The 26281-nt window shown below is 74.3% G+C and carries 24 protein-coding genes; 20 read left to right on the top strand and 4 right to left on the bottom strand.

Annotation, left to right across the window (positions count from 1 at the left end; genetic code table 11):
• The 7 genes from ACF053_RS23890 to ACF053_RS23860 form a co-directional block, all read left to right on the top strand.
• Positions 1-337 (top strand): FG-GAP repeat domain-containing protein (locus ACF053_RS23890; RefSeq protein WP_391955818.1); only part of this gene is annotated, 337 nt, incomplete at its 5' end.
• Between the two features lie 109 nt (positions 338-446).
• The gene (locus ACF053_RS23885) at positions 447-1184 is read left to right on the top strand and encodes a VOC family protein (RefSeq protein ID WP_391955817.1); all 738 of its coding nucleotides are present in this window, start codon (positions 447-449) and stop codon (positions 1182-1184) included.
• Positions 1185-1349: 165 nt separating this feature from the next.
• The gene (gene argC, locus ACF053_RS23880; protein WP_391955816.1) at positions 1350-2378 is read left to right on the top strand and encodes an N-acetyl-gamma-glutamyl-phosphate reductase; all 1029 of its coding nucleotides are present in this window, start codon (positions 1350-1352) and stop codon (positions 2376-2378) included.
• A gap of 211 nt (positions 2379-2589) precedes the next feature.
• Positions 2590-3741: a bifunctional glutamate N-acetyltransferase/amino-acid acetyltransferase ArgJ gene (gene argJ, locus ACF053_RS23875; protein WP_391955815.1), complete on the top strand. Its 1152-nt coding sequence runs from the start codon at positions 2590-2592 to the stop codon at positions 3739-3741.
• Positions 3738-4640 carry an acetylglutamate kinase gene (gene argB, locus ACF053_RS23870; RefSeq protein ID WP_058942916.1) on the top strand — a complete coding sequence of 301 codons (903 nt, stop codon included), beginning with the start codon at positions 3738-3740 and terminating at the stop codon, positions 4638-4640. The genes argJ and argB overlap by 4 nt, the downstream gene beginning before the upstream one ends.
• On the top strand, positions 4637-5830 hold the full coding sequence (locus ACF053_RS23865) for an acetylornithine transaminase (RefSeq protein ID WP_391955814.1): 1194 nt from the start codon (positions 4637-4639) through the stop codon (positions 5828-5830). The genes argB and ACF053_RS23865 overlap by 4 nt, the downstream gene beginning before the upstream one ends.
• A gap of 7 nt (positions 5831-5837) precedes the next feature.
• Positions 5838-6374 (top strand): arginine repressor, encoded by a 537-nt coding sequence (locus ACF053_RS23860; RefSeq protein WP_058942918.1) that lies wholly within the window; start codon positions 5838-5840, stop codon positions 6372-6374.
• A 63-nt stretch (positions 6375-6437) separates the two neighbouring features.
• On the opposite strand, the gene ACF053_RS23855 is transcribed toward ACF053_RS23860, so the two are convergent.
• On the bottom strand, positions 6438-7133 hold the full coding sequence (locus ACF053_RS23855; RefSeq protein ID WP_391955813.1) for a L,D-transpeptidase family protein: 696 nt from the start codon (positions 7131-7133) through the stop codon (positions 6438-6440).
• A gap of 296 nt (positions 7134-7429) precedes the next feature.
• Between ACF053_RS23855 and ACF053_RS23850 the strand changes: the two genes are divergently transcribed.
• The 4 genes from ACF053_RS23850 (at position 7430) to ACF053_RS23835 (ending at position 12460) form a co-directional block, all read left to right on the top strand.
• A complete protein-coding gene (locus tag ACF053_RS23850; RefSeq protein WP_391955812.1) occupies positions 7430-8623 on the top strand; it encodes an argininosuccinate synthase in 1194 nt (397 codons plus the stop codon).
• A gap of 104 nt (positions 8624-8727) precedes the next feature.
• On the top strand, positions 8728-10155 hold the full coding sequence (gene argH / locus ACF053_RS23845; protein WP_391955811.1) for an argininosuccinate lyase: 1428 nt from the start codon (positions 8728-8730) through the stop codon (positions 10153-10155).
• Between the two features lie 212 nt (positions 10156-10367).
• Positions 10368-10919, top strand: a complete 552-nt coding sequence (locus ACF053_RS23840) for a TetR/AcrR family transcriptional regulator (protein ID WP_391955810.1) — start codon at positions 10368-10370, stop codon at positions 10917-10919.
• Positions 10916-12460, top strand: coding sequence for an MFS transporter (locus tag ACF053_RS23835; RefSeq protein ID WP_391955809.1), 1545 nt, complete (start codon positions 10916-10918; stop codon positions 12458-12460). Before ACF053_RS23840 ends, ACF053_RS23835 begins: the two co-directional genes overlap by 4 nt.
• A gap of 128 nt (positions 12461-12588) precedes the next feature.
• On the opposite strand, the gene ACF053_RS23830 is transcribed toward ACF053_RS23835, so the two are convergent.
• On the bottom strand, positions 12589-13260 hold the full coding sequence (locus ACF053_RS23830; protein ID WP_391955808.1) for a lysophospholipid acyltransferase family protein: 672 nt from the start codon (positions 13258-13260) through the stop codon (positions 12589-12591).
• A 250-nt stretch (positions 13261-13510) separates the two neighbouring features.
• On the opposite strand from ACF053_RS23830, the gene ACF053_RS23825 reads away from it, so the two are divergent.
• From ACF053_RS23825 to ACF053_RS23815, 3 genes are all read left to right on the top strand, one after another.
• Positions 13511-14668, top strand: a complete 1158-nt coding sequence (locus ACF053_RS23825; protein ID WP_391955807.1) for a glycerophosphodiester phosphodiesterase — start codon at positions 13511-13513, stop codon at positions 14666-14668.
• A 194-nt stretch (positions 14669-14862) separates the two neighbouring features.
• A complete protein-coding gene (locus ACF053_RS23820; RefSeq protein WP_391955806.1) occupies positions 14863-15429 on the top strand; it encodes a sigma-70 family RNA polymerase sigma factor in 567 nt (188 codons plus the stop codon).
• 39 nt (positions 15430-15468) lie between these two features.
• Positions 15469-15951, top strand: coding sequence for a GNAT family N-acetyltransferase (locus tag ACF053_RS23815; RefSeq protein WP_391955805.1), 483 nt, complete (start codon positions 15469-15471; stop codon positions 15949-15951).
• 121 nt (positions 15952-16072) lie between these two features.
• Here the strand turns inward: ACF053_RS23815 and ACF053_RS23810 are convergent, their stop codons facing one another.
• Both ACF053_RS23810 and ACF053_RS23805 read right to left on the bottom strand, forming a co-directional pair.
• Entirely contained in the window at positions 16073-16480 is a 408-nt protein-coding gene (locus tag ACF053_RS23810; RefSeq protein ID WP_391955804.1) for a hypothetical protein, read from the bottom strand.
• 1 nt (position 16481) lies between these two features.
• Positions 16482-16844: a hypothetical protein gene (locus tag ACF053_RS23805; RefSeq protein WP_058942929.1), complete on the bottom strand. Its 363-nt coding sequence runs from the start codon at positions 16842-16844 to the stop codon at positions 16482-16484.
• Positions 16845-17415: 571 nt separating this feature from the next.
• Between ACF053_RS23805 and ACF053_RS23800 the strand changes: the two genes are divergently transcribed.
• The 6 genes from ACF053_RS23800 (at position 17416) to cobT (ending at position 26166) form a co-directional block, all read left to right on the top strand.
• The gene (locus tag ACF053_RS23800) at positions 17416-18501 is read left to right on the top strand and encodes a methionine ABC transporter ATP-binding protein (RefSeq protein WP_391955803.1); all 1086 of its coding nucleotides are present in this window, start codon (positions 17416-17418) and stop codon (positions 18499-18501) included.
• Entirely contained in the window at positions 18498-19169 is a 672-nt protein-coding gene (locus ACF053_RS23795) for a methionine ABC transporter permease (RefSeq protein ID WP_058942931.1), read from the top strand. The genes ACF053_RS23800 and ACF053_RS23795 overlap by 4 nt, the downstream gene beginning before the upstream one ends.
• A 128-nt stretch (positions 19170-19297) precedes the next feature.
• Positions 19298-20149 (top strand): MetQ/NlpA family ABC transporter substrate-binding protein, encoded by an 852-nt coding sequence (locus ACF053_RS23790; protein ID WP_391955802.1) that lies wholly within the window; start codon positions 19298-19300, stop codon positions 20147-20149.
• A gap of 142 nt (positions 20150-20291) precedes the next feature.
• Entirely contained in the window at positions 20292-20927 is a 636-nt protein-coding gene (locus tag ACF053_RS23785; protein ID WP_391955801.1) for a GNAT family N-acetyltransferase, read from the top strand.
• A gap of 85 nt (positions 20928-21012) precedes the next feature.
• Complete coding sequence (gene cbiE / locus ACF053_RS23780) at positions 21013-22215, top strand: precorrin-6y C5,15-methyltransferase (decarboxylating) subunit CbiE (RefSeq protein ID WP_391955800.1); 1203 nt, start codon at positions 21013-21015, stop codon at positions 22213-22215.
• Positions 22216-22539: 324 nt separating this feature from the next.
• A complete protein-coding gene (gene cobT / locus ACF053_RS23775; RefSeq protein ID WP_391955799.1) occupies positions 22540-26166 on the top strand; it encodes a nicotinate-nucleotide--dimethylbenzimidazole phosphoribosyltransferase in 3627 nt (1208 codons plus the stop codon).
• The last annotated feature ends 115 nt before the right edge of the window (positions 26167-26281 follow it).

Genomic DNA, 26281 nt, shown 5'->3' with positions numbered 1-26281 from the left:
CGCCGGTTGGGGCCGTTTCGTGGACGGCAGCGACATGGGGCGGCTGTACTTCGCCGACATCACCGGTGACGGCAAGGCGGACCTGGTCGTGCACGGCACGGACGGCAAGATCGCCGTGCGCAGGAACATGGGCACGTACTTCGACGGCGGTACGCACTGGAGCGCCGGCTGGGGCCGCTTCGTGACCGGCGCGGACGCGGGGCGCCTGCGCTTCGGTGACGCGACGGGCGACGGCAAGGCCGACCTGTTCGTCCACGAGGCCGCGAGCGGCAACGTGTCCGTGCGCAAGAACATGGGCACGTACTTCGACGGTGGCACCCTGATGATCACCATCTGATCCCCGAGCGGGCCCGGCGCGCCGCCGCCGGGCCCGCCCGCTCTCCCCCCACCGGAGTCCGGGGGCGGCGCGGGGGTCCGTCGGTGGGCCGGTGCATAGGATCGCCGGCATGGCGCTGCGACCCGTGCAGGTGAACGTGAAGGCCCTGGACGCCCGGGCGGTCGGCCGGTTCTGGGCGGAGGCGCTCGGGTGGAGTGCCCGCCGCCGCGGCGTGGCCACCTGCGTCGGACCCGTCGGCGACCGCGTCCGGCCGGACCCGGTCGCCGTCCGCATCGACGTCGTCCCCGTGCCGGAAGCCAAGACGACGAAGAACCGTGTGCACCTCGATCTCGCCACCACCTCCGCGGACCATCAGGCGCGGCTGGTCGCGCGCCTGAGGGCTCTCGGTGCGACGCCCGCCCACGTGGGCCAGGGCGAGGTGCCGTGGACGGTCCTCGCCGACCCGGAGGGCAACGAGTTCTGCGTCCTGGAGCCCCGGGAGACCTACCGGGACACCGGGTCGATCGCCGCGGTGGTCGTCGACTGCGCGGACCCGCGGGCCATGGCCCGGTTCTGGGGCGGGGCGACGGACTGGACCGTGCGCGAGGTGACCGACGACCACGCGGCCCTGCGCTCCCCCGAGGGCGTCGGCCCGTACCTCGAGTTCCTCCGCACGCCTGACGCGAAGACCACGCCGGACCGCGTCCACCTCGACCTGTCGCCATACCCCGGCGACGACGCGGCGGCGGAGGTGGCCCGGCTGCGGGCCCTCGGCGCCACGGACCTCGACCTCGGGCAGGGCGACGTCCCGTGGGCGTGCCTGGTCGATCCGGAGGGCCACGAGTTCCGCGTCCTCGCCCCGTCCTGACGCGCAGCCCGAGGCGCCCCGGCCCGCGCGCCCCGCGTCCGCACACGCGCCATGACCCCGGGTGGGTCGGCCCGGACCGCTACCGCTCGTCCCGCACCCCCTCACATGGCCTTTGCATAAAACTGCATAGCTGCGTATAGTCATGCCATCGACGAGGAGGGTCCGATGGCGGTACGTGTGGCAGTGGCCGGTGCGAGCGGGTACGCGGGGGGAGAGCTCCTCCGCCTGCTGCTCGCCCACCCCGGGGTGGAGATCGGCGCCCTGACGGGCAACTCCAACGCCGGGGAGAGGCTCGGCGCCCTGCAGCCGCACCTCCTGCCGCTCGCCGACCGCGTCCTGGAGCCGACCACCCCCGAGGTGCTCGCCGGCCACGACGTCGTCTTCCTGGCCCTGCCGCACGGCCGGTCCGCCGAGGTCGCCGAGCGGCTCGGGGACCGGGTGCTCGTCGTCGACATGGGCGCCGACTTCCGACTGGCGGACGCCACCGACTGGGAGCGGTTCTACGGCACCCCGCACGCCGGGACCTGGCCGTACGGCCTCCCCGAGCTGCCGGGCGCCCGCGCCGCGCTGGAGGGGTCCAGGCGCGTCGCGGTGCCCGGCTGCTACCCGACCGCCGTGACGCTCGCCCTCTTCCCGGCCTACGCCGCCGGGATCGCCGAGCCCGAGGCGGTGGTCGTCGCCGCGAGCGGCACCTCCGGGGCGGGCAAGGCGCTCAAGCCGCACCTGCTCGGCGCCGAGGTCATCGGCTCGATGTCGCCCTACGGCGTCGGCGGCGGCCACCGGCACACGCCCGAGATGGCGCAGAACCTCCGCGCGGTCGCCGGCGAGCCCGTCACCGTGTCGTTCACGCCCACCCTCGCGCCCATGTCCCGCGGCATCCTCGCCACGTGCAGTGCCAAGGCGAGGCCCGGCACCACGGCGGAGGACGTGCGGGCCGCGTACCGGAAGGCGTACGCCGACGAACCGTTCGTGCACCTCCTGCCGGAGGGGCGGTGGCCGGCCACGGCGTCCGTCCAGGGCTCCAACGCCGTGCAGGTGCAGGTCGCCCACGACCCGGCGGCGGGGCGCGTCATCGCCGTCAGTGCCATCGACAACCTGACGAAGGGCACCGCGGGCGGCGCGGTGCAGAGCATGAACATCGCCCTCGGACTTCCCGAGGAGACCGGGCTCCCGACGGTCGGGCTCGCCCCATGAGCCGGGAGCGCCACCCGGCGACGAGCCGGGAGCCCCGCCCGGCGACGACCCCGGAGCGCCACCCGGCGACGACCCGGGAGCCCCGCCCGGCGACGACCCGGGAGCCCCGCCCGGCGACGACCGGGGGAGCGCACGCGGCCGCCGCGCCGCGGACGACGACGATGCCCGCGCCCACGTGCCGCGCGGGTGGAGAAGCGAACGGAGACACACAGTGAGCGTCACGGCAGCCAAGGGGTTCACGGCGGCGGGCATCGCCGCCGGGATCAAGGAGAACGGCACCCCGGACCTGGCCCTCGTGGTCAACACCGGCCCCCGCCGCGCCGCCGCGGGCGTCTTCACCTCCAACCGCGTCAAGGCCGCCCCGGTCCTCTGGTCCGAGCAGGTCCTCAGGACCGGCGAGCTGACCGCCGTCGTCCTCAACTCCGGCGGCGCCAACGCCTGTACGGGCCCCCGGGGCTTCCAGGACACCCACGCCACCGCCGAGAAGGCCGCCGAGGTCCTCGGCATCGGCGCGGGCGAGGTCGCCGTCGCCTCCACGGGCCTCATCGGGGTGCTGCTCCCCATGGACCGGCTCCTCCCGGGGATCGACAAGGCCGCCGCCGACCTCTCCGAGCACGGCGGCGAGAAGGCCGCCATCGCCATCAAGACCACCGACACGGTGCACAAGACCGCCGTGGTGAGCCGCGACGGCTGGACCGTCGGCGGCATGGCCAAGGGTGCCGGCATGCTCGCCCCCGGCCTCGCCACCATGCTCGTGGTCCTCACCACCGACGCCGACGTCGCGGCCCCCGACCTGGACAAGGCGTTGCGCGAGGCCACCCGCACCACCTTCGACCGGGTGGACTCCGACGGCTGCATGTCCACCAACGACACCGTCCTGCTCCTCGCCTCCGGCGCCACCGGCCTCACCCCCGCCCACGACGACTTCGCCGAGGCCGTGCGCGAGGTGTGCGACGACCTCGGCCGGCAGCTGATCGGCGACGCCGAGGGCGCCTCCAAGGAGATCCGGGTCGAGGTCGTGAACGCGGTGACCGAGGCCGACGCCGTCGAGGTGGGCCGCTCCATCGCCCGCAACAACCTCCTCAAGTGCGCCATCCACGGCGAGGACCCCAACTGGGGCCGGGTGCTGTCCGCCATCGGCACCACCGCGGCCGCCTTCGAACCGGACCGGCTCAACGTCGCCATCAACGGCGTGTGGGTCTGCAGGAACGGGTCCGTCGGCGAGGACCGCGACCTGGTCGACATGCGCTACCGCGAGGTCACCATCACCGCCGACCTGTCGGCCGGCACCGAGTCCGCCGTCATCTGGACCAACGACCTCACCGCCGACTACGTCCACGAGAACAGCGCCTACAGCTCATGAGCACCCGCAAGCACACCGCGTTGCCGAAGGCGCAGATCCTCATCGAGGCCCTGCCCTGGCTCACCCGCCACCACGGCAAGACCGTCGTCATCAAGTTCGGCGGCAACGCCATGGTCGACGACGACCTGAAGGCGGCCTTCGCGCAGGACGTGGTCTTCCTCCGCCACGCCGGCCTCAAGCCCGTCGTCGTGCACGGCGGGGGACCGCAGATCAGCGCCGCCCTCGACCGGCACGGTCTGGTCAGCGAGTTCAAGGCGGGCCTGCGCGTCACCACCCCCGAGGCGATGGACGTCGTCCGGATGGTGCTCGCCGGGCAGGTCCAGCGCGAACTCGTCGGCCTGCTCAACCGGCACGGGCCGTTCGCCGTCGGCATGACCGGCGAGGACGCCCACACCATCACCGCCACCCGGCACAGGCCGCTCATCGACGGGCAGGCCGTCGACATCGGCCGCGTCGGCGAGGTCACGGCCATCGACACCGGAGCCGTCGAGGCGCTCCTCGCCGACGGGCGGATCCCCGTGGTGTCGTCGATCGCCCGCTCGGAGGACGACGGACATGTCTACAACGTCAATGCTGATACGGCGGCTGCGGCACTCGCTGCGGCGCTTGGCGCAGAGACCCTGATGGTCCTCACGGACGTCGAGGGACTGTACGAGGACTGGCCGCACAGCGACGAGGTCATCAGCCGCCTCACCGCCACCGAGCTGGAGAAGCTGCTGCCCGAGCTGTCCAGCGGCATGGTCCCCAAGATGGAGGGCTGCCTCCACGCCGTGCGCAACGGCGTCCGCACCGCGCGCGTGATCGACGGGCGCGTGCAGCACTCCATCCTGCTGGAGATCTTCACCGACGAAGGCATCGGCACCATGGTCGTGGCCGACGCAGAGGAGGCACCCGCATGAGCAACGAAGGGCTCACCCGGCGCTGGCGGTCCGCCATGACGGACAACTACGGCACGCCCCGCCTCCCGCTCGTCCGCGGCGCCGGCAGCCGCGTCTGGGACGCGGACGGGAACGAGTACCTCGACTTCGTCGGCGGCATCGCGGTCAACGCGCTCGGCCACGCCCATCCGGCGGTCGTCAAGGCGGTCTCCGACCAGATCGCCGCCCTCTCCCACGTCTCCAACCTCTTCGTCGCCGAACCGCCGGTCGCCCTCGCCGAACGGCTGCTGGGGCTCTTCGACCGCCCCGGGCGGGTCTACTTCGCCAACTCCGGTGCCGAGGCCAACGAAGCCGCCTTCAAGCTGGGCCGGCTGACGGGCCGTCCCCACATGGTCGCGACCACCGGCGGTTTCCACGGCCGCACGATGGGCGCCCTCGCGCTCACCGGGCAGCCCGGCAAGCGCGAGCCGTTCCTGCCGCTGCCCGGTGACGTGACGCACGTCCCGTACGGCGACGCGGCGGCCCTGGAGCAGGCCGTCACCACCGACACCGCCCTCGTCGTCGTCGAACCCGTCCAGGGCGAGAACGGCGTCGTCGTGCCGCCCGCCGGCTACCTGGAGGCGGCCCGCGCGATCACCCGCGCCACCGGCACCCTCCTGGTCCTGGACGAGGTGCAGACCGGCATCGGCCGGTGCGGCCACTGGTTCGCGCACCAGGCGCACGGGATCGAGCCGGACGTCGTCACCCTGGCCAAGGGCCTCGGCGGCGGCCTGCCCCTCGGCGCGACCGTCGCCTTCGGGGAGGCGGCCGAGCTCCTGAAGCCCGGTCACCACGGCACGACCTTCGGCGGCAACCCCGTCGCCTGCGCCGCCGGTCTCGCCGTGCTCGACACCCTCGGCGCCGACGGAGCCCTCGACGAGGTCAAGCGCCTCGGGGAGAGGCTGCGGGACGGGATCGAGGCCTTGGGCCACCCGCTGGTCTCCCACGTCCGCGGCGCGGGCCTCCTGCTGGGTATCGTGCTCACCGAGCCCCTCGCGCCCCAGGTGCAGCAGGCGGCTCAGGACGCCGGCCTCCTGGTGAACGCGCCCGCCCCCGATGTCGTACGGCTCATGCCGTCGCTGGTCATCGGGGACGAGGAGGCGGACACCTTCCTCCGGGTGCTGCCCGGCGTCCTGGACCAGACCTACGGGGAGACACGAGCCGGAGAATGACACAACGATGACCGAGGCGCAGGACAACGGCCATGGCGGACCTTCCGTCCCGCAGACCCGCACGGCGCGCCACCGCCGGATCGTGGACATCCTCAACCGGCAACCCGTGCGCTCGCAGAGCCAGCTGGCCAAGCTCCTCGCGGACGACGGGCTGAGCGTCACCCAGGCGACGCTCAGCCGCGACCTCGACGAACTGGGCGCGGTGAAGATCCGCAACACGGGCGGCGAACTGATCTACGCCGTACCGAGCGAGGGCGGCTTCCGCACGCCCCAGGCGCCGCTGGGCGAGTCGGCGAAGGAGGAGCGCATGCGGCGCCTCTCCGGTGAACTCCTCATCTCCGCCGAGGCGTCCGCCAACCTGGTGGTCCTGCGGACCCCGCCCGGCGCGGCCCAGTTCCTCGCCTCCGCCATCGACCAGGCCGAGCTCCACGCGATCCTCGGCACCATCGCGGGCGACGACACGCTGCTGCTCATCTCCCGCGACCCGGCCGGCGGGCAGGCGCTCGCCGACCACCTGCTGCGCCTGGCGCAGAACGACCGGTAGGGCTTCAGGGGCGCTGCGGCCGGCGGCGCCGGTGAGGCAGGGGCCTTTCGTCGTACGGCGGGGTCAGGCGCCGGACCATCCGATCGCGATGCGCGGCCGGGCGTCGGGGCGCACCCACGCGAGGATCCGCGCCATCGCCTCCGCCGGCACCGACACGCACCCGGCGGTCGCGCCGGCGCCGTTCACGTGCAGAAAGATGCCGGCGCCCCGGCCGCGCACCGGCCGGCCGTAGTTGAAGCCGATCACCAGCGCGTGGGCGTACGCCGTCCCGTACGACACCAGGTGCTCGGCCTCGCCGGCGCGGCAGTCCGCGGGCAGGGGGTCCACCCACCGGTTGTAGGACGCCGACGCGTTGTCCTGGCACCACCACGACGAGGGCGTGACACGCCGGTAGGGGTACGACGTCCCGGCCGGCGCCGCCTCGATCCCGAAGGCGAACGGCAGGTCGTACACGCCGGCGGGGGTGGTCGACGTGCCCTGTTCGCGCCGGTCGCCGCGGACCAGCCCGCCCGCGCCGAACCGGGCCGGCGCGGAGCCGGCGCGCGCCCACGCCCCCGCGCGCCGCTCCCACCAGGTGACCGTTCCCGAGGTGGCCCGCGCGTGCGGGGCCTCGGCGGTGAGGAACTGCGCGCCCTCCGCGGCCCGCGCCGGGGGAGCGACGGACGATCGCGGCGCGGTGGGCGCCGGGGCGTCGGCGCGGGCGGGGGAGTGGGCCGGCAGGAGCAGCAGGACGGCGGCGAGGAGGAGTCCGGGGCGCATGTCCCGACCGTACGGCCGGTCGCCGCGCCAGCGCCCTTCGGCACGTCCGTCCGGGGCCCGGGACGGCGGGGTGGGTCGGTGCCGCGGCGGGTCACCTCCCCGGACCCGGCGGCCCCGGCGCCGTGGCGTGGGCCGACCGCCGCCGCGACCCCTGCGGGGGTGCCCCGTCACTCCGCCCCCCTTCTCTCCCCATGGGACCGAGCGCTGACGCGGCGCTGTGACCTGCTGTTTTGACAAAGCATACGGAGGTCTGCATAGTTATACCCATCGTTGGATGCACCGCTAAGGAGAAACCCGTGACCGAGCGCGTCGTACTCGCCTACTCGGGCGGCCTGGACACCTCCGTCGCCATCGGCTGGATCGCCGAGGAGACGGGCGCCGAGGTCATCGCCGTCGCCGTGGACGTCGGCCAGGGCGGCGAGGACCTGGACGTCATCCGCAAGCGCGCGCTCGCCTGCGGTGCCGTGGACGCCGAGGTCGCGGACGCCAAGGACGAGTTCGCCGAGGAGTACTGCCTCCCGGCGATCAAGGCGAACGCCCTGTACATGGACCGGTACCCGCTGGTCTCGGCGCTCTCCCGGCCGACGATCGTCAAGCACCTCGTCGCCGCCGCCGAGAAGCACGGCGCCTCGGTGGTCGCCCACGGCTGCACGGGCAAGGGCAACGACCAGGTCCGCTTCGAGGCCGGCATCGCCGCCCTCGGCCCGGAGCTGAAGTGCATCGCCCCGGTCCGCGACTACGCGATGACCCGGGACAAGGCCATCGCCTTCGCCGAGAAGGCCGAGCTGCCCATCGCCACCAGCAAGAAGTCCCCGTACTCCATCGACCAGAACGTCTTCGGCCGGGCCGTCGAGACCGGCTTCCTGGAGGACATCTGGAACGGGCCGATCGAGGACATCTACGACTACACCTCCAACCCGGCCGTGCAGCGCGAGGCCGACGAGGTCGTCATCTCCTTCAAGGCAGGCGTCCCGGTCGCGATCGACGGCAAGCCCGTCTCCGTCCTCCAGGCGATCCAGCAGCTCAACGAGCGCGCGGGCGCCCAGGGCGTCGGCCGGATCGACATGGTGGAGGACCGGCTCGTCGGCATCAAGTCCCGCGAGGTCTACGAGGCCCCGGGCGCCATCGCGCTGATCACCGCCCACCAGGAGCTGGAGAACGTCACGGTCGAGCGGGAGCTCGCCCGGTACAAGCGGCAGGTCGAGCAGCGCTGGAGCGAGCTCGTCTACGACGGCCTGTGGTTCTCGCCGCTGAAGCGGGCCCTGGACGGCTTCATCGACGAGGCCAACCAGCACGTCACCGGCGACATCCGGATGACCCTGCACGGCGGCCGCGCGGTCGTCACGGGCCGGCGGTCCGAGCAGTCGCTGTACGACTTCAACCTCGCCACCTACGACACGGGTGACACGTTCGACCAGTCGAAGGCCCAGGGCTTCATCGACATCTTCAGCCTGTCGGCGAAGATCGCCGCCAAGCGTGACCTGGCCTGATCACGGCTCGTTCGGCAGCGCGTCCGCCTCCCCGCCCGTGCCGCGGCGGGGAGGCGGACGCGCATCCGCACCACCCATCCCTCCCGACCCGAGGAGCTTCCGCAGTGAGCAGCAACAACGGTGACGTCCGGCTCTGGGGCGGCCGGTTCGCCGACGGCCCGGCCGAGGCGCTGGCGAAACTCTCCGCGTCCGTCCACTTCGACTGGCGCCTCGCGCCGTACGACATCGCCGGGTCCCGCGCGCACGCGCGGGTGCTGCACCGGGCCGGGCTGCTGACCGCCGACGAGCTCACGCGCATGCTGGCGGGCCTCGACCGGCTGGAGGCGGACGTCGCGGAGGGCTCCTTCGTCGGCACCGTCGCCGACGAGGACGTCCACACCGCGCTGGAGCGGGGTCTGCTGGAGCGGCTCGGCCCCGACCTCGGCGGCAAGCTGCGGGCCGGCCGGTCCCGCAACGACCAGGTCGCCACCCTCTTCCGGATGTACCTGCGCGACCACGCCCGGATCATCGGCGGCCTCCTCGCCGACCTGCAGGGCGCCCTCGTCGGCCTCGCCGAGGCCCACCCGGACGTCGCGATGCCGGGGCGCACGCACCTGCAGCACGCGCAGCCGGTGCTCTTCGCCCACCACGTCCTCGCCCACGTCCAGTCCCTCTCCCGGGACGCCGAGCGGCTGCGCCAGTGGGACAAGCGCACGGCGGTCTCCCCGTACGGCTCGGGCGCGCTCGCCGGCTCGTCGCTCGGGCTCGACCCGGAGGCCGTCGCGCGGGACCTCGGCTTCGAGAACGGCAGCGTCGGCAATTCGATCGACGGCACCGCGTCCCGGGACTTCGTCGCCGAGTTCGCCTTCATCACGGCGATGATCGGGGTGAACCTCTCGCGCATCGCGGAGGAGGTCATCATCTGGAACACGAAGGAGTTCTCCTTCGTCACCCTCCACGACGCCTTCTCCACCGGCTCCTCGATCATGCCGCAGAAGAAGAACCCGGACATCGCCGAGCTGGCGCGTGGCAAGTCGGGCCGCCTCATCGGCAACCTCACCGGACTCCTGGCGACGCTCAAGGCGCTGCCCCTCGCGTACAACCGCGACCTCCAGGAGGACAAGGAGCCGGTCTTCGACTCCTGCGACCAGCTGGAGGTCCTGCTGCCGGCCTTCACCGGCATGATGGCGACGCTCACCGTCAACCGGGAGCGCATGGAGGAGCTCGCCCCGGCCGGCTTCTCCCTCGCCACCGACATCGCCGAGTGGCTGGTCAGGCAGGGCGTGCCGTTCCGGGTCGCGCACGAGGTCGCCGGTGAGTGCGTCAAGGAGTGCGAGGCGCAGGGCATCGAGCTGGACCAGCTCACGGACGAGCAGTTCGCGAAGATCTCCGAGCACCTGACCCCCGAGGTGCGGACGGTCCTCGACGTCCCCGGAGCCCTCGCCTCCCGCAGCGGCCGGGGCGGCACGGCCCCCTCCGCCGTCGCCGCGCAGCTCGCGGAGGTCAAGGCGGACCTCGTCATCCAGCAGGCCTGGGCCACCGCCAAGAAGTAGCTCCGCCTCCGCGTCACAGCGCCGCCGCCCGCAGCCGGGCGGCGGCGCTGTGCTTCCCGCTCCACCGCCCCCTGCGCCGCGCCCCGGGGGTCTTCCGCCGGGAAGGTCCGTGCGGGGCCGTCCCCTGCGTCGGGGGCTGCCGACCGTCCGGGGAATGAGTCGTTCGAATATCGAATGAGACATTCATGTCTCACTTGAGTTAGGCTCGTCTCATGACAGTCGATCGTGAGCAGGTGCTGCGCACCGCCGCCGCCCTCCTCTCCCGCAAGGCGACCGCCACCATGGACGAGGTCGCCCGTGCCGCCGGCATCGGCCGCGCGACCCTGCACCGACACTTCGCCGGGCGGGACGCGCTGGTCAGGGCCCTGGAGGCGCTCGGGATCCAGGAGTTCGAGGCGGCCCTGGACGCCGCCCGGCTCGACGAGGACCGCGCGGAGGACGCCCTGCGGCGCCTGGTCGCCGGCGTGGAGCCGGTCGCCGGACTGCTGTCGTTCCTCGTCACCGAGAACCAGCTCTTCGAGGGCGACCAGGTCAACGAGGGCTGGGCCCGCCTCGACGCCCGCGTCTCGGCGCTGTTCCGTCGCGGCCAGGAGGGCGGCGAGTTCCGCATCGACCTGACCCCCGCCTGGCTGACCGAGGCGCTCTACGGCCTCGTCGGCGCCTGCGCCTGGGCCGTCCAGGACGGCCGCGTCGCGGGCAAGGACTTCCAGTACATGATCGTCGAGTTGCTGCTCGGCGGAGCACGCAGGAGCGTGGAGAAGTGACCGGAACCGAACAGCGGACCCAGGAAGCGGACATCGCACGGCGCCCGGGCCGCTGGCTCGCGCTGGCCGTACTTGTCCTGGCCGTGCTGCTGGTGGCGGTGGACGCCACCGTGCTCGGGCTGGCCACCCCGTACCTGAGCGAGGACCTCAAGCCGTCCGGCACCCAGCTCCTGTGGATCGGCGACGTCTACTCCTTCGTCATCGCCGGCCTCCTCGTCTCCATGGGCAGCCTCGGCGACCGCATCGGCCGCAAGAAGCTGCTCCTCACCGGCGCGACCGCCTTCGGCGCGGTCTCCGTCCTCAACGCCTACGCCACCAGCCCCGAGATGATGATCGCCGCGCGGGCGCTGCTCGGCGTCGCGGGTGCGACGCTCATGCCGTCCACGTTGGCGCTCATCCGCAACCTCTTCCACGACCCGCGCGAGCGGAGCTTCGCGATCGGCATCTGGGGCGCGATGGCCTCCGCCGGCGCGGCCGTCGGCCCCGTCGTGGGGGGCTTCCTGCTGGAGCACTTCTGGTGGGGCTCGGTCTTCCTCATCAACCTGCCCGTCATGGCGGTGCTCGTGGTGGTCGGCCTGAAGTACATCCCCGAGTCGAAGAACCCCGCGCCCGGACCGTGGGACCTGCCCAGCGTCGCCACGTCCCTGGTCGGCATGATCGCCGTCGTCTACGCGATCAAGGAAGCGGCCGCGCACGGCGCCCGCGCGGACGTGTTCGCCGCCGCCGCGATCGGCGCGGGCGCGCTCGTCTGGTTCGTCCGCCGCCAGCTCCGGCTGCCGGCGCCCCTCCTCGACATGCGGCTCTTCCAGCACCGGGGCTTCTCCGGCGCCGTCCTCGCCGACCTGCTGACCATCCTGGGCCTCTCCGGGCTGATCTTCTTCCTCTCCCAGTTCCTCCAGCTGGTGCAAGGGCGCAGTCCGCTGGAGGCCGGCCTCGCCGAGCTGCCCGCCGCGCTCGGCGCGGTCGGCGCCGGACTGCTCGCGGGCATCGCCGCGCGCCGCTTCTCCGTGCGGTCCGTCGTGGCCGGCGGCCTCGCCGCGGTCGGCCTCGCCCTGGCCGCGCTGACGGTGCTCGACCGCACCACCGGCTACCCGGTGCTGGGGGTCTCCCTGCTGGTCGTGGGCGTGGGCGCCGGCCTCGCCTTCACCGTCACGGCCGACGTCATCCTCTCCAGCGTCCCCAAGGAGCAGGCCGGCGCCGCGTCCGCGGTGTCGGAGACGGCGTACGAGCTGGGAGCCGCGCTCGGCATCGCCCTGCTGGGCTCCGTCGTGACCGGGGTCTACCGGGACTTCCCCACGCCCCCCGGTGTACCCGCCGGCACGGCGGCGGCCGCGCACGAGTCGCTGGGCGGTGCCGTCGAGGCGGCCAAGGTGCTGCCGGAACGTTCCGCCGAGGCGCTGCTGACCGCGGCCCAGCACGCCTTCGTCGAGGGCCTGCGCATCGCGGCCGGCTTCGGCGCGGCCGTCCTGCTCGCCACGGCGGTGGCCGCCTGGTTCCTGCTGCGCGGCCAGCGCCTGGAGGAGGGCGTCGAGCATCCGTGACCGGTGCGCGGGGCGGGTACGGCGGCGCCCGACACGGCCGAGGGCCGCACCCCCGGGGGGTGCGGCCCTCGGCGTACCGGACGGCCCTCGGGACCCCCGCGTACGACGGCCCGTCAGCGGACGTGCGGTCAGGCGGCCTTCGCCTTGGTGGCGTACATGTCCACGTACTCCTGCCCCGACAGGCGCATGACCTCCGCCATCACCGAGTCCGTCACCGCCCGCAGCACGTACCGGTCGCGGTCCATGCCCTCGTAGCGGGAGAACTCCATCGGCTCGCCGAAGCGCACCGTCACCCGGCCCGGGCGCGGCAGCCCCGCGCCGCCCGGCTGGAGCTTGTCCGTGCCGATCAGCGCGAACGGCACCACCGGCGCGCCGGTCATCAGCGTCAGCCGCGCGATGCCGGTACGCCCCCGGTACAGCCGGCCGTCGGGGGAGCGGGTGCCCTCCGGGTAGATGCCGAAGATCCGGCCCTCCTCCAGCACCCGGCGCCCGGTGTGCAGCGCGGCCACGGCGGCGCCCGCGCCCTCGCGGTCCACGGGGATCATCCCGACGCCGGTGAAGAACCACGCCATCAGCCGGCCCTTGAAGCCCTTGCCGGTGACGTACTCGTCCTTGCCGATGAAGCACACCTGGCGGTCCACCACCAGCGGCAGGATCATCGAGTCGATGAAGGTCAGGTGGTTGCCCGCCAGGATGACCGGCCCCGACCCGGGGATCTGGTCGGCGCCTTCCACCTGCGGCCGGAACATCAGCCGCAGGACCGGGCCGAGCACTGCCTTGATGAGCGCGAAGCGGGACAACGAGTCCTCCGGTGTCGTGAGCGGTCGTGGTCGTGGTCGCGGTCCGGCACGGCCGACGAAATCTGTGCAGGTGAGGACGATACTCGTGGGTCACGTCCGTCCGCACGCCGGGTTGACCGGACCGGTACCCGGTGTTGACGGACGTTTTCCCCGTGTTCGCCCGGGGTCTCCCGCTCGGACGGGGCAGCCCCCTACGATCGGCCGCGCCCGACGGGGTGAAACCGAAGAAACGTTCAGTGGAGGAGCCTTCATGACTCAGGCGCGCAGGAGCCCCGCCCGCCGGACCGTACTGGGAGCGGCGGCGGCGCTGACAGGCGCGGCCGCCGGCACGGGTACGGCCTCGGCGGCGCCCGCCGGCCGCGACGGGGCGGCGGGGCACCGCCCGTCCCCCCGCGGGCTGCCCGTCCCCGCGGTCATCGCCCACCGCGGCGCCAGCGGTTACCGGCCCGAGCACACCCTCGGCTCCTACCAGCTGGCCCTCGACATGGGCGCCGACGTGATCGAGCAGGACCTCGTGCCCACCCGTGACGGCCACCTGGTGTGCCGTCACGAGAACGACATCACCGGCACCACCGACGTCGCCGACCACCCCGAGTTCGCCTCCCGGCGCACCACGAAGACCGTCGACGGCCAGTCCCTCACCGGCTGGTTCACCGAGGACTTCACCCTCGCGGAGCTGAAGACGCTGCGCGCCAAGGAGCGCATCCCGGGCACGCGCCCCGACAACACCCTCTACGACGGCCGCTGGACCGTACCCACCTTCGAGGAGGTGCTCCGCTGGGCGGAGGCGGAGGGCCGCAAGCGCGGGCGGCCCGTCTGGCTCCACGTCGAGACCAAGCACCCCACGTACTTCCGCGGCCTCGGGCTCGGGCTGGAGGAGCGCCTCGCACGGCTGCTGCGCCGCTACGGCCGGCACCGCGCGGACTCGCCGACCTTCCTCCAGTCGTTCGAGCCGACCAGCATGCGGCGCATGGCGGGGCTCGTCGGCACGCCGCGCGTCGTCCTGCTGTGGACGCCCGAGGACCGGCCCTGGGACTTCGTGCAGACGGGGGACCCGCGGACCGTCGCCGACCTCGTCACCCCGCGCGGCCTCGCGTGGATCGCCTCGTTCGCGCAGGGCATCGGCCCGCTCCTGGACCTCGTCATCCCCAAGGGTGCCGACGGCCGGCTCGGCGAGCCCACCACGCTCGTGCGCGACGCCCACGCCCGGGGCCTGGTCCTGCACCCCTACACGGTGCGCAACGAGAACACCTTCCTGCCGGCCGACTTCCGGCGCGGCACCGACCCGGCGGCGTACGGCGACGTCTTCGGCGCGTACCGGGCGTACTTCGCCACCGGCATCGACGGCATCTTCACCGACCAGCCCGACACGGGCCTGCTCGCCGCCGCCGACCACCGGGCCCGCTGACGCCCACCGCCGACCACCCCGCCGACCACCCCGCGGGTCACCCCGCGGGTCACGCGCCCGGCGGGGGCGGTCGGCGCCGGCCGCCCCGCGCGGAGCGGCCCGCCGCGTCACCCGTACGCCCCGGCTGCCGCACCATCGGGCGAACCACCGCCCTCCCGGCAACCACCACCGGGCCGTCGCGTGTCGTGCCCGGCATGACGCCCCGTGAACCAGCAGCCCACCCGCCGGCCGTCCCCGACCTCGTCGACTCCCTCACCCGGCTCCTCACCGCCGAGTCCGACGCGGAGGCCGCCGCGGCGGGCGTCGAGTCCCGCGACCTCCAGCAGGCCGTCTGGCTGCGGCTGCTGGAGCGCCTCCACGGGGCCGGCGTCCCCGACGACCCCGCCCGCTGGCTGCGCCGCGCCGTCCGCGCCGAGGCGCGCCGCGCCCGCCGCGCCGCCGTACGGGAGCTGCCGTACGGGCGGGAGCCCGACGCCCGCTCCGGCCCCGGGCCGGGAGCCGGGTCCGTACCCGAGCGCGCCGCGCTGGACGCCGAGCGCCGTCGCGCGCTGCGCTCCGCCGTACGCCGCGCGCCCGCCCGCTGCCAGCGGCTGCTGTCTGCGATGTTGTCGCCGAGTGACCCCACCTACCGTGAAATCGCAGGGAAGTTGGGTATCTCACAGGGCAGCTTGGGGCCGATGCGTTCCCGTTGCCTGGGATGCCTGCGCAGAATGCTGGCGGCAGAGGTTGCCGTTCCCGACCATCGGGGAAGGGTGCGGTAGACCGACAGGGCGTATCAGGTGAGCCGGAGGCATGCACACATGGGCATGAGCGTGACCATCTCAGCGGCAAGCGCGCAGGACGCCGAACACATCCTCAAGCTGCAGTACCTGTGCTACCAGGGCGAAGCCGAGCTGTGCGGCGACTACACCATCGAGCCGCTCACCCAGCCGCTGGACGACCTGACGGCCGAGCTGGAGCGCGGCCACGCACTGGTCGCCCGCCTCGGCGACGAGATCGTCGCCTCGGTGCGCGGCGAGGTCGACGACACCGGCACCGTCCGCATCACCCGGCTCATCGTCCACCCCCGGCTGCGCCGCCACGGCCTGGGCGGCCGGCTCCTCGACGCGATCGAGGAGCACTTCGCGACCGGTGGCGCCGGCGTCGCCAAGCGGTTCCGGCTGCTCACCGGCCACCGCGGCGACGGCAACCTGCGGCTGTACCGCGGCAGGGGGTACGAGACGGTCGGCGTCGAGCGGGTCGCCCCCGGACGCACGCTGCTGACGCTGGAGAAGGCCGCCTAGCGGACCCGAGCCCCCGGGGCCCCGGCCCGGAGCCCCGCCGACCGGGCGGCGCCTGCCCGGTCGGCACGGACGGGACCCCGGCGGGCTGCGCCCGGCCGGCGGTACCCCGACCGGCGAGACCTCAGCCGACCGGGGCGACCCGGCGGGCGCGGCGCAGCCACAGGATCCCGGTCACCGGGAGCAGGACCGGGATGAAGACGTAGCCGTAGCCGAACTCCGACCAGACCGTGCTGTCGGGGAAGGCCGCCGGGTCCAGCAGCGTCCACGTGCCGACGGTGAGCACGCCCACCAACTCGGCGGCGCAGCACACCAGGGCCGCCCGGCGGGCGGTCTCGCCGCCGCGCACCAGCGTGTACGTGATGAAGACGTAGACCACGGCGGCCACCGCCGACAGCGAGTACGCCAGCGGCGCCCGGTCGAACTCGGTGGCGATCTGGTACGCGGAGCGCGACACCGCGCCGACCGACATCACCCCGTACAACCACACCAGCAGCATGCCGGGTCCCTTGACCAACCGCTCGGCCGTCATCTCAGCCCTCCCACCAGATGTCGTGGAGGCGTACCTCCAGCACGGCCAGGACCACGGCACCGGCGGCGACGGTCGCCGACCCCCACCGGCTCCGCTCGACCAGCGACATGAAGCCCGCCGCCGGCACCGCGAAGAACGCCCCCAGCAGATACGCCACGAAGATCGCCGTGCCCTCCTCGGCCCGGCCGCCCTGGGCCAGCCGCACCACGCCGACGACCAGCTGCGCGAGCGCCAGCACGGTGACCACGGCCATGCCGATGAAGTGCCAGTCCTTCGTCGGCTGGTCCCGGTACGCGGCCGCACCGCACCACGCGGCGAGGGCCAGCGCGGCCAGGGACACGGTGAGCGTCAGGGCGTTGAGCATGGGGCGAGACTATTACGGACGAAAACCCCGGCTGCGGGCGCCCCCGTCCACCACGTGGTCTTGACCACAGCGCACCCCGGCCGCGGCCGATCCCGCGGCCGGAGCGCCGCGCGGGGGCGGGTGCGGCGGTGGGCGCGTCGACGCAGGCCGGCGGGGCGGGCAGGCGGGAGCGACGGGCGGAGCGGAGGCTTCCGCTGCGCCCTGACCGTCCACATGTCGTACGGAACCTGTCCGCTATGCGGACAGCCCGGATCGGCGCCGGAGGGGGTCTGGTTTACTGGCGCCATGACCACGACGAGCATCCGCATCCCTGCGACCGAGGCGATCACCGCGCCCGGTGCTCGTCGTCCGTGTCGAATGTGCGCCTTCTAGAGGGCCCCCGACCGAGCCTCGCGCCCCGAAGCGAGAGACCCGACGGCGAAGCAGTCGGCCGCGTCCGCGTGCTGTCGTACCACCGGACCGCGCCCGCCCCGCGCACCCGCCCACCGGCACCGCGCCGCCCGTCGGACCGACGAATGCCCCGTGCCCGGCCGAACCCGCGCCGTGCACTCGACAGTGACGGAATCCCCCTGTGATCACCACCAAGGGCCTGACCAAGGTCTACGAGTCGCGAGGCCGCCAGGTCACCGCTCTGGACGGCGTCGACCTGCACGTCCGCGAGGGCGAGGTGTTCGGCGTGATCGGCCAGAGCGGCGCCGGCAAGTCCTCGCTGATCCGCTGCGTCAACCTCCTCGAACGCCCCACCTCCGGCACCGTGACGGTGGACGGCACCGACCTCACCGCCCTCGCCGGCCGCGGCCCGCGCGCCGGCAAGGACCTGCGCCGGGCGCGCAGCCGCATCGGCATGGTCTTCCAGCACTTCAACCTGCTGTCCTCGCGCACCGTCCAGGACAACGTCGAACTGCCGCTGGAGATCCTCGGCGCCTCCGGCGCCGAGCGCTCCCGCCGCGCCCTCGAACTCCTCGACCTCGTCGGCCTCGCCGACAAGGCCAAGGCGTACCCCGGCCAGCTCTCCGGCGGCCAGAAGCAGCGCGTCGGCATCGCCCGCGCCCTCGCCGGCAACCCGAAGGTGCTGCTCTCCGACGAGGCCACCAGCGCCCTCGACCCCGAGACCACCCGCTCCATCCTCCAGCTGCTGCGCGACCTCAACCGGCAGCTGGGCCTGACCGTCCTGCTGATCACCCACGAGATGGACGTCGTGAAGACCGTCTGCGACTCGGCCGCGCTGATGAAGAGGGGCCGGGTCGTCGAGTCCGGCACCGTCGCCGAACTCCTCGCCACCCCCGGCTCCGAACTCGCCGCGGAACTCTTCCCGGTCAGCGGCCACGCCACCGGCCCCGACCGCACGGTCGTCGACGTCACCTTCCACGGCGAGGCCGCGACCCAGCCGGTCGTCTCCCAGCTGGCCCGCACCTACAACATCGACATATCGATCCTCGGCGCCGCCATGGACACCGTCGGCGGCCGGCAGATCGGCCGCATGCGCATCGAGCTCCCCGGGCGCTACGACGAGAACGTCGTCCCCGTCGGCTTCCTGCGCGAACAGGGCCTCCAGGTCGACGTGGTCGACGACGCGGCCCCCGCCGCCGAACCCCCCGCCGGGGAGGCCGCCGAGGCCCCCGCCGCGCGCCCGGCCGCCGAGGAGGTCGCGAAGTGACCTGGTCCGAGATGCAGCCCCTGCTCACCCAGGGCACCATCGACACCCTCTACATGGTCCTGTGGGCCACGGTCGTCTCCGTACTCGGCGGACTGCCCCTGGGCCTCCTCCTCGTCCTCACCGACAAGGGCGGACTGCTGCGCAACACCGTCGTCAACAAGGTCGTCGGCGCCGTCGTGAACATCGGCCGCTCGCTGCCGTTCATCATCCTGCTGATCGCGCTGATCCCGTTCACGAAGCTCGTCGTCGGCACCTTCATCGGCCCCACCGCGATGATCGTGCCCCTGGCCATCGGCGCCATCCCGTTCTTCGCGCGGCTCGTCGAGACCGCCGTCCGCGAGGTCGACCACGGCCTGGTCGAGGCCGTCCAGTCCATGGGCGGCTCCGTCCCGACCATCGTCCGCAAGGTGCTGCTGCCGCAGGCCCTGCCGTCCCTGGTCTCGGCCGTCACCACCACCGTCATCGTCCTCATCGGCTACTCCGCCATGGCCGGCGCCGTCGGCGGCGAGGGCCTCGGCTCGAAGGCCATCACCTACGGGTACCAGCGCTTCGACACCGCGTTCATGCTGGTCACCGTGGTGATCCTCATCGTCGTCGTCACCGTCGTCCAGCTGGTCGGCGACGGCGTCGTCCGTCTCCTCGCCCGCCGCGGCCGCACCGCGTCCTGAGACCGGCGCACCCCACGACTTCCCGCGACCGGCGCCCGCCCCGTCCGGCAGGCGCCCGGCGTCGAGGGAGAAAGGGCCCGCACTCCTTGTCCGGGCCTCGTCCGTACCCCCAGAAAGAGGCACTCTTCGTGCGTAACACCGTCAAGACCATCGCCGCGTTCGGCGGCATCACCGCCCTCACCCTCGGCCTCACCGCCTGCGGCACCGCCTCCGACCCGGCGGCCGCCGGCGCCGCGGGCGACGCCTCCGCGCCGCTCGTCGTCGCCGCGTCCCCCACGCCGCACGCCGACATCCTCACGTACGTGAAGGACAACCTCGCGCAGAAGGCCGGCCTCAAGCTGGAGGTCAAGGAGTTCACGGACTACGTCCTGCCGAACACCGCCACCCAGGACGGCCAGGTCGACGCCAACTACTTCCAGCACAAGCCGTACCTGGACGACTTCAACAAGAAGAACGGGACCACCATCGTCCCCGTGGTCGACGTCCACCTGGAGCCGCTCGGCCTGTACTCGCAGAAGGCGAAGTCCCTCAAGGACCTCAAGCCCGGCCAGACCGTCGCCGTCCCCAACGACACCACCAACGAGGGCCGCGCCCTCAAGCTCCTCGCCGACAACGGCGTGATCGTCCTCAAGCCCGGTGTCGGAGCCGACGCCAAGCTCTCCGACATCACCGACAAGAAGGGCCTGGAGATCAAGGAGCTGGAGGCCGCCACGGTCCCCCGCGCCCTGAGCGACGTGGACGCCGCCGTCATCAACGGCAACTACGCCATCGAGGCCAAGCTCACCCCGGCGAAGGACGCCCTCGCCCTGGAGAAGTCCGAGGGCAACCCGTACGCCAACTTCCTCGCCGTCAAGAAGGGCAACGAGGACGACCCGCGGGTGAAGAAGCTCGCCCAGCTCCTCAACTCGCCCGAGGTCAAGAAGTACATCGAGGCCACCTACAAGGGCTCGGTGACCCCCGCGTTCGGCGCCGCCGGGTAACGGCGGCACCGGGAAGGGCCCCGCGCACCACCCGGTGCGCGGGGCCCTTCCCGTCCCGCCCTGCACACGGACCGCTTCATGCTGCATGCTGTCCGTTCACGGCCCTCACCCCCAGTCCCCGGCCATCGGCATGGAGTTGCGCATGACCCTCACCTTTCCGGACGTCTCCATCAGCACGGAACGGTTGGTGCTGCGCCCCTACGAGGAGACGGACGTCCCCGCGCACGTCGAGATGATGAACGACGAACTCGTCGTCGCCTGGACCGACGCCCCGCACCCCTACACCACCGCCCACGCCGAGCAGTGGGTGCGCCGGGCCGCCCCCGCCCAGCGCACGGGCGGCCGCGGACTCGTCCTCGCCGTCACCGAGTTCCTCACCCACCGCCTCGTCGGCACCGTCCGGCTCAGCCGGACCGACTGGACCGTCCGCTCCGCCGAGATCGCGTACGTCACCGCCCCCTGGGCCCGCGGCGAGGGGTACGCCACCGAGTCCGTCCTCGCCGTCGCCCGCTGGCTCTTCAGCGAACAGCGCTTCGAGCGCCTGGAGATGCGCACCGCCGCCGGCAACACCGCCGCCCAGCAGGTCGCCCAGAAGATCGGCTGCATCAGCGAGGGCGTCCTGCGCAACGCCTGGATAGCCCGCGCCCAGACGGAGGACGGCGGATGGACCGACATCAGGACCGACCTCATCGTCTGGAGCCTCCTCCCCGAGGACCTCGACGGCGGCACCGGCCGGTACAGCGACGCGCGGCACCCGTCGTACACCGACTGGAACTGACCGCGCCCACCCCCTTCCGCACCCCGCGAACCGGTACGCTCGCCCCTGCCCCGACCTGCATCGACACCCCAGGAGACTGACGAAGATGGCCGACCGGGTCACGGTGATCGGATGGGACGGCTCGCCCCTCACCGCGGCCGCGCGGGGCGCCCTGTCGGCCGCCACCCTCGTCGCCGGGGCCGCCCACCACCTCGGGCTCCCGGAGGTCCCCGAGCGGGCCGAGCGCATCCGCCTCGGCAGCGTCGACCTCGCCGCCCGCCGCATCGCCGGCCACCGCGGCACCGCCGTCGTCCTCGCCGACGGCGACCCGGGCTTCTTCGGCGTCGTGCGCACCCTGCGCGCTCCCGAACACGGCCTGGAGGTCGAGGTCGTGCCCGCCGTCTCCTCGGTGGCCGCCGCGTTCGCCCGCGCCGGCATGCCCTGGGACGACGCCCGCGTCGTCGTCGCCCACACCCGGACGCTGCGCCGCGCCGTCAACGTCTGCCGCGCACACCCCAAGGTCGCCGTCCTCACCTCCCCGGGCGCCGGCCCCGCCGAACTCGCCCTGCTGCTCGAAGGGGTGCACCGCACCTTCGTCATCTGCGAGGCCCTCGGCACCGAACGCGAACAGGTCACCGTCCTCACCTCCGACAAGGCGGCCGACCACACCTGGCGCGACCCCAACGTCGTCATCTCCATCGGCGGCTCCGGCCCCCCCGGCGGCGGCTGGCTCATGGGCCCGGACCCCGGCCCGGTCCGCGGCTGGGGCCTGCCACCCGAGGCGTACGAGGACGACACCGCCCCCGCCCCGGGCCGCACCCCCGAACTGCGCGCCGCCCAGCTGGCCCGGCTCGGCCCGCGCGTCGGCGACCTCGTGTGGGACATCGGCACCGGATCCGGCGCCTTCGCCGCCGAGGCCGCCCGGTTCGGCGCCGCCGTCATCGCCGTCGACGCCGACCCGGCCGCCTGCGCACGCGCGGAGGCCGCCGCCCGCCGCTCCGGCGTCCAGCTCCAGGTCGTCGCCGGCCGCGCCCCCTACGTCCTGGAGCGCCTGCCCGAGCCGGACGTCGTCCGCGTCGGCGGCGGGGGAGCGGACGTCGTCGCCGCCTGCGCCGACCGCCGCCCGGAGCGCATCGTCACGCACGCCGGCACCCGCGACGAGGCCGAAGCCGCCGCGGCGGCCCTGGCCGCCGGAGGCTACGCCGTCGAGTGCGTCCTGCTCCAGTCCGTCGACCTCGACCCGGACACCTGGTCGGAACGCGCCCGGTCCGTGGCCTTCCTCGTCGCCGGCCGCAGACCCGCCCCGTGATCTCCCCACTACGGAAGGCCAGGTAGGCTGGCCGACCGTTCCACCGCGCCGGACGTCCGGCGGCCCTCCGGCCACCGCCGGGCGGCACCCGGACCACACCCGGGGACGGGGCCCCGGAGAGGGGCGCCGGGCGGCGGGACGTGGGAGGGGGACGCGCGACGTGGCGCAGTCCACAGCCGACCGTGGCGGAAGCCGCTGCCACGGGGCCCGAAGGCGGCGAGAATGCAGTGTGTCCGCACGCCGTTCGTGCCGCGCGGCGCGCACGCTCGTTCTTCACGGCGGGCGGAAGTCTGAAGGAGCACAACCGATGGGCGAGGGGTACGCATGACTGACACCGGCCAGGTCCCGGGCGAGGGGCAGCCGGAGAACGCAGGCATGGTGGAGCAGCCGGGCATGCCCGCTCCGGGTGCGTACACCTTCCTCGACCCCTCCGACACCACCCCAGAAGACGACGACCTGCTGCTGATGCCGGGTGCCCAGGGCGCCTGGACGGAGCCGCAGCCCGGTGTCGTCCCCGCGCCCCCCGTGGCCGTACCGCCGGCCGAGCACCTCGGGTACCAGCCGCTCGTCCAGGAGGCCCCGGCCCCCGCGTACGAGCCGCACGAGACCGGCGCCCACGAGGCGGGCGGCCGGGACTCCGGCTCCGTCGACCTCGGCGCCGTACGGATCCCCGCGCCGGCCGCCGAGAGCCCGCAGCCCCAGAGCCAGCAGCCCCGGCGTCCGCTCCACATGGGCCCGCCGACCCCCGACGGCACGGCCGGCGTGGTCCGCTCGCTCGCCGACCGCGGCCCCGCCCCCGTCCCGGCCGCGCCCGCGCCGGTCCAGTCCCCGCCGACCAGCGGCCTGGAGTACCTGGACGCGCCCCACACGGCCCCGGCCGCCCCGGTGGCGCAGCCGGTCGAGGTCCCGCAGCACGTCGACGCCTCGCCGCAGGGCGCCGAGGCGTGGCCGCAGGAGCCACAGCAGCCGCAGCAGCCGCAGGAAGCCCTGCAGCCGCTGGAGCCGCACGCGTCACAGCAGGCTCACCACCCGCTTCCCGCCCCAGCAGAAACGGTCGTTCCCGACCAGGCGGCACCCCCGCAGTTCGCTCCGGCTCCGGCCCCGGCGGCGCCCGAGGCGCCGGTCGACGAGCAGGCGGTGACGGTCCCGCAGGCCACGGAGCAGCAGGCCCCGCAGCCGGTGGTGACGGTTCCCGCGCCGCGCGACGCCACGGCACCGGAGCACCAGGCCATCTCCGCGGCACAGGCGCCCGGGGCACCGGCACCCCCGGCGGCCCCGGCGCACCCGGAGCAGCCGGTCACGCCCCCCGTGCCGGCGCCCGAGGAGGCCCTCGCCCCGGAGCAGGCCCCCGAGACCCCCGAGGCGGCCCAGGGCCCCGAGACGGCCGAGGCCCCCGTGGAGGCCGCCCCGACCCCGGAGCAGCCGGAGCAGGCCGCCGAGCCCGCGCAGGCCCCGGAGGCCGTCTCCCCGGAGGCCATGACCCCGGACGCAAAGGCGCCGCAGGTCCCGACGCCGGCACCGACCGAGCCGCAGGCCGTCGTCGTCGAGCCGGTACCGGCTCCGCAGCCGGAGCAGCCGCCCGCGGCCGAGCCGGTGGCGGAGGCGCCTCAGGCCCCGGCGCCCGAGCCGCAGGCCGCCGCACCGGCGGCCCCGGCCGCGGAAGAGGCCGCCGCGCCCGCCCCGGACGCCGTCCCGGAGGCCCCCGCGCCCGCCCCGGCCGCACCCGAGGCCCCGGCCTCCGTGCCCTCCAAGACGGCCGCTCCCGTCGCCGAGGCCGTCGTGCCCGTGGAGCCCGAGGCCGTCGTGCCCGTGGAGCCCGAGGCCGTCGTGCCCGTGGAGCTCCAGGCCGAGGCGCCCGCGCCGACGGAGCCCGCGACGGACGTCCAGCCCGCCGAGCAGGCCCCGGCCACCGCCGGTCAGGCCGCCGTCGAGCCCACCGAGGCCGCCGGGCAGCCCACGGAGGAGGCCCCGGCCGCCGCGCCCGCGCCCGAAGCCGCCCCGGCCACCGAGCCCGCGCCCGCCGACCCGCCCGCCGAGGACCCGGCTGCCGTACGGCAGGCCCCCGCCGAAGAGCCGGCCGCCGCCGAGCCGCAGCCCCTGGAAGAACCGGCCGCCGCGCAGCCGCAGCCCGCCGGGGACGCGGTCCCCGTCCCGGACGCGGCACCCGCCGAGGACCCGGCCGCGGCGCCGGAGGCCCCCGAGGCGGCGGTCCCCGCCGGCCCGCCGGCCCCCGGCTACGCCGACGAGGAGCGCGAGGCGATCCTCCGCGTCATGCGCGAGCGCCGCGACATCCGCAACGGCTTCCGCAGCGACCCGATCCCGCACGAGGTGCTGCTCCGCGTCCTGGAGGCGGCCCACACCGCCCCGTCCGTGGGCCACTCGCAGCCCTGGGACTTCGTCGTCATCCGCTCGGCCGAGACGCGCCGCACGATGCACGAGCTCGCCCAGCGCCAGCGCGAGGCGTACGCCACGTCGCTGCCCAAGGGCCGGGCCAAGCAGTTCAAGGAACTGAAGATCGAGGCCATCCTCGACACCCCGGTCAACATCGTCGTCACCGCCGACCCCACCCGCGGCGGCCGCCACACCCTCGGCCGGCACACGCAGCCCCAGATGGCCCCGTACTCCTCCGCGCTGGCGGTGGAGAACCTCTGGCTCGCCGCCCGCGCCGAGGGCCTGGGCGTCGGCTGGGTGAGCTTCTTCGACGAGCGCGAGATGGTCCGTGCCCTCGGCCTGCCCGAGCACCTGGAGGTCGTCGCCTACCTGTGCGTGGGGTACGTCGACGAGTTCCCCGAGGAGCCGGAGCTGATGCAGGCGGGCTGGGCCAAGCGCCGCCCGCTGTCGTGGGTCGTCCACGAGGAGACGTACGGCCGCCGGGCCCTGCCCGGCGAGCAGCCGCACGACCTGCTCCAGGAGACCGTCGCCACCGTCCGGCCGCTGGACGCCAAGGCGCTCGGCGAGGCGTGGGAGCGGCAGAAGCGCATGACCAAGCCGGCCGGCGCGCTCGGCATGCTGGAGATCATCTCCGCGCAGCTGTGCGGCCTGTCCCGGAGCTGCCCCCCGCCGATCCCGGAGCCCGCCGCCGTGGCGATCTTCGCGGGGGACCACGGGGTGCACGCCCAGGGCGTCACCGCCTGGCCGCAGGAGGTGACGGCCCAGATGGTCGCCAACTTCCTCGGCGGCGGGGCCGTCTGCAACGCCTTCGCCACCCAGGTCGGCGCGGAGGTGTGCGTCGTCGACGTCGGCGTCGCCGCCGACCTGCCGGCCACCCCCGGCCTGCTGCCCCGAAAGGTCCGCGCCGGCACGGCCGACTTCACCGCCGGCCCCGCCCTCACCCGCGAGGAGGTGCTCGCCGCCCTGGAGGTCGGCATCGAGACCGCCCGCGACCTGGTCGCCGCCGGCAACAAGGCGATCCTCACCGGTGAGATGGGCATCGCGAACACCACCGCGTCCGCCGCCCTCATCTCCGTCTACACGGGCGCCGACCCGGCCGAGGTCACCGGCCGCGGCACCGGCATCAACGACGAGATGCACGCCCGCAAGGTCGACGTCGTACGCCGCGCCCTCGACCTGCACCGGCCCGACCCGGCGGACCCGATCGGCGTCCTCGGGGCGGTCGGCGGCCTGGAGCACGCCGCGATGGTCGGCTTCATCCTCGGCGGCGCCTCGCTGCGGACGCCCGTCATCCTCGACGGCGTCAGCGCGGGCGCGGCGGCCCTCGTCGCCCGCGCCATCGCTCCCGAGTCGCTCGCCGCCTGCATCGCCGGCCACCGCAGCGCCGAGCCCGGCCACATGGCCGCGCTCAACAAGCTGGGCCTGCGCCCCCTGGTCGACCTGGACCTCCGACTCGGCGAGGGCACCGGCGCCCTGCTCGCCCTGCCCCTGGTCCAGAGCGCCGCCCGTGCCATGCACGAGGTCGCGACCTTCGACTCGGCGGGCGTCAGCGAGAAGTAGCGCGACCACCACCGCGCGCCCCGCCCGCCCCCGCGCACACCGCGGCCGGCCCGTCACCCGACGGACCGGCCGCGGCGTGACGATCGCAACGCGTCCGGGCCGGCGGCGCCCCCGG

This window comes from Streptomyces kanasensis, assembly GCF_043077165.1.
Taxonomy (GTDB): Bacteria; Actinomycetota; Actinomycetes; order Streptomycetales; family Streptomycetaceae; genus Streptomyces; species Streptomyces changanensis.
Note: the sequence above shows the minus strand (reverse complement) of the source record. Positions and strands in the feature narration are given on the sequence as shown.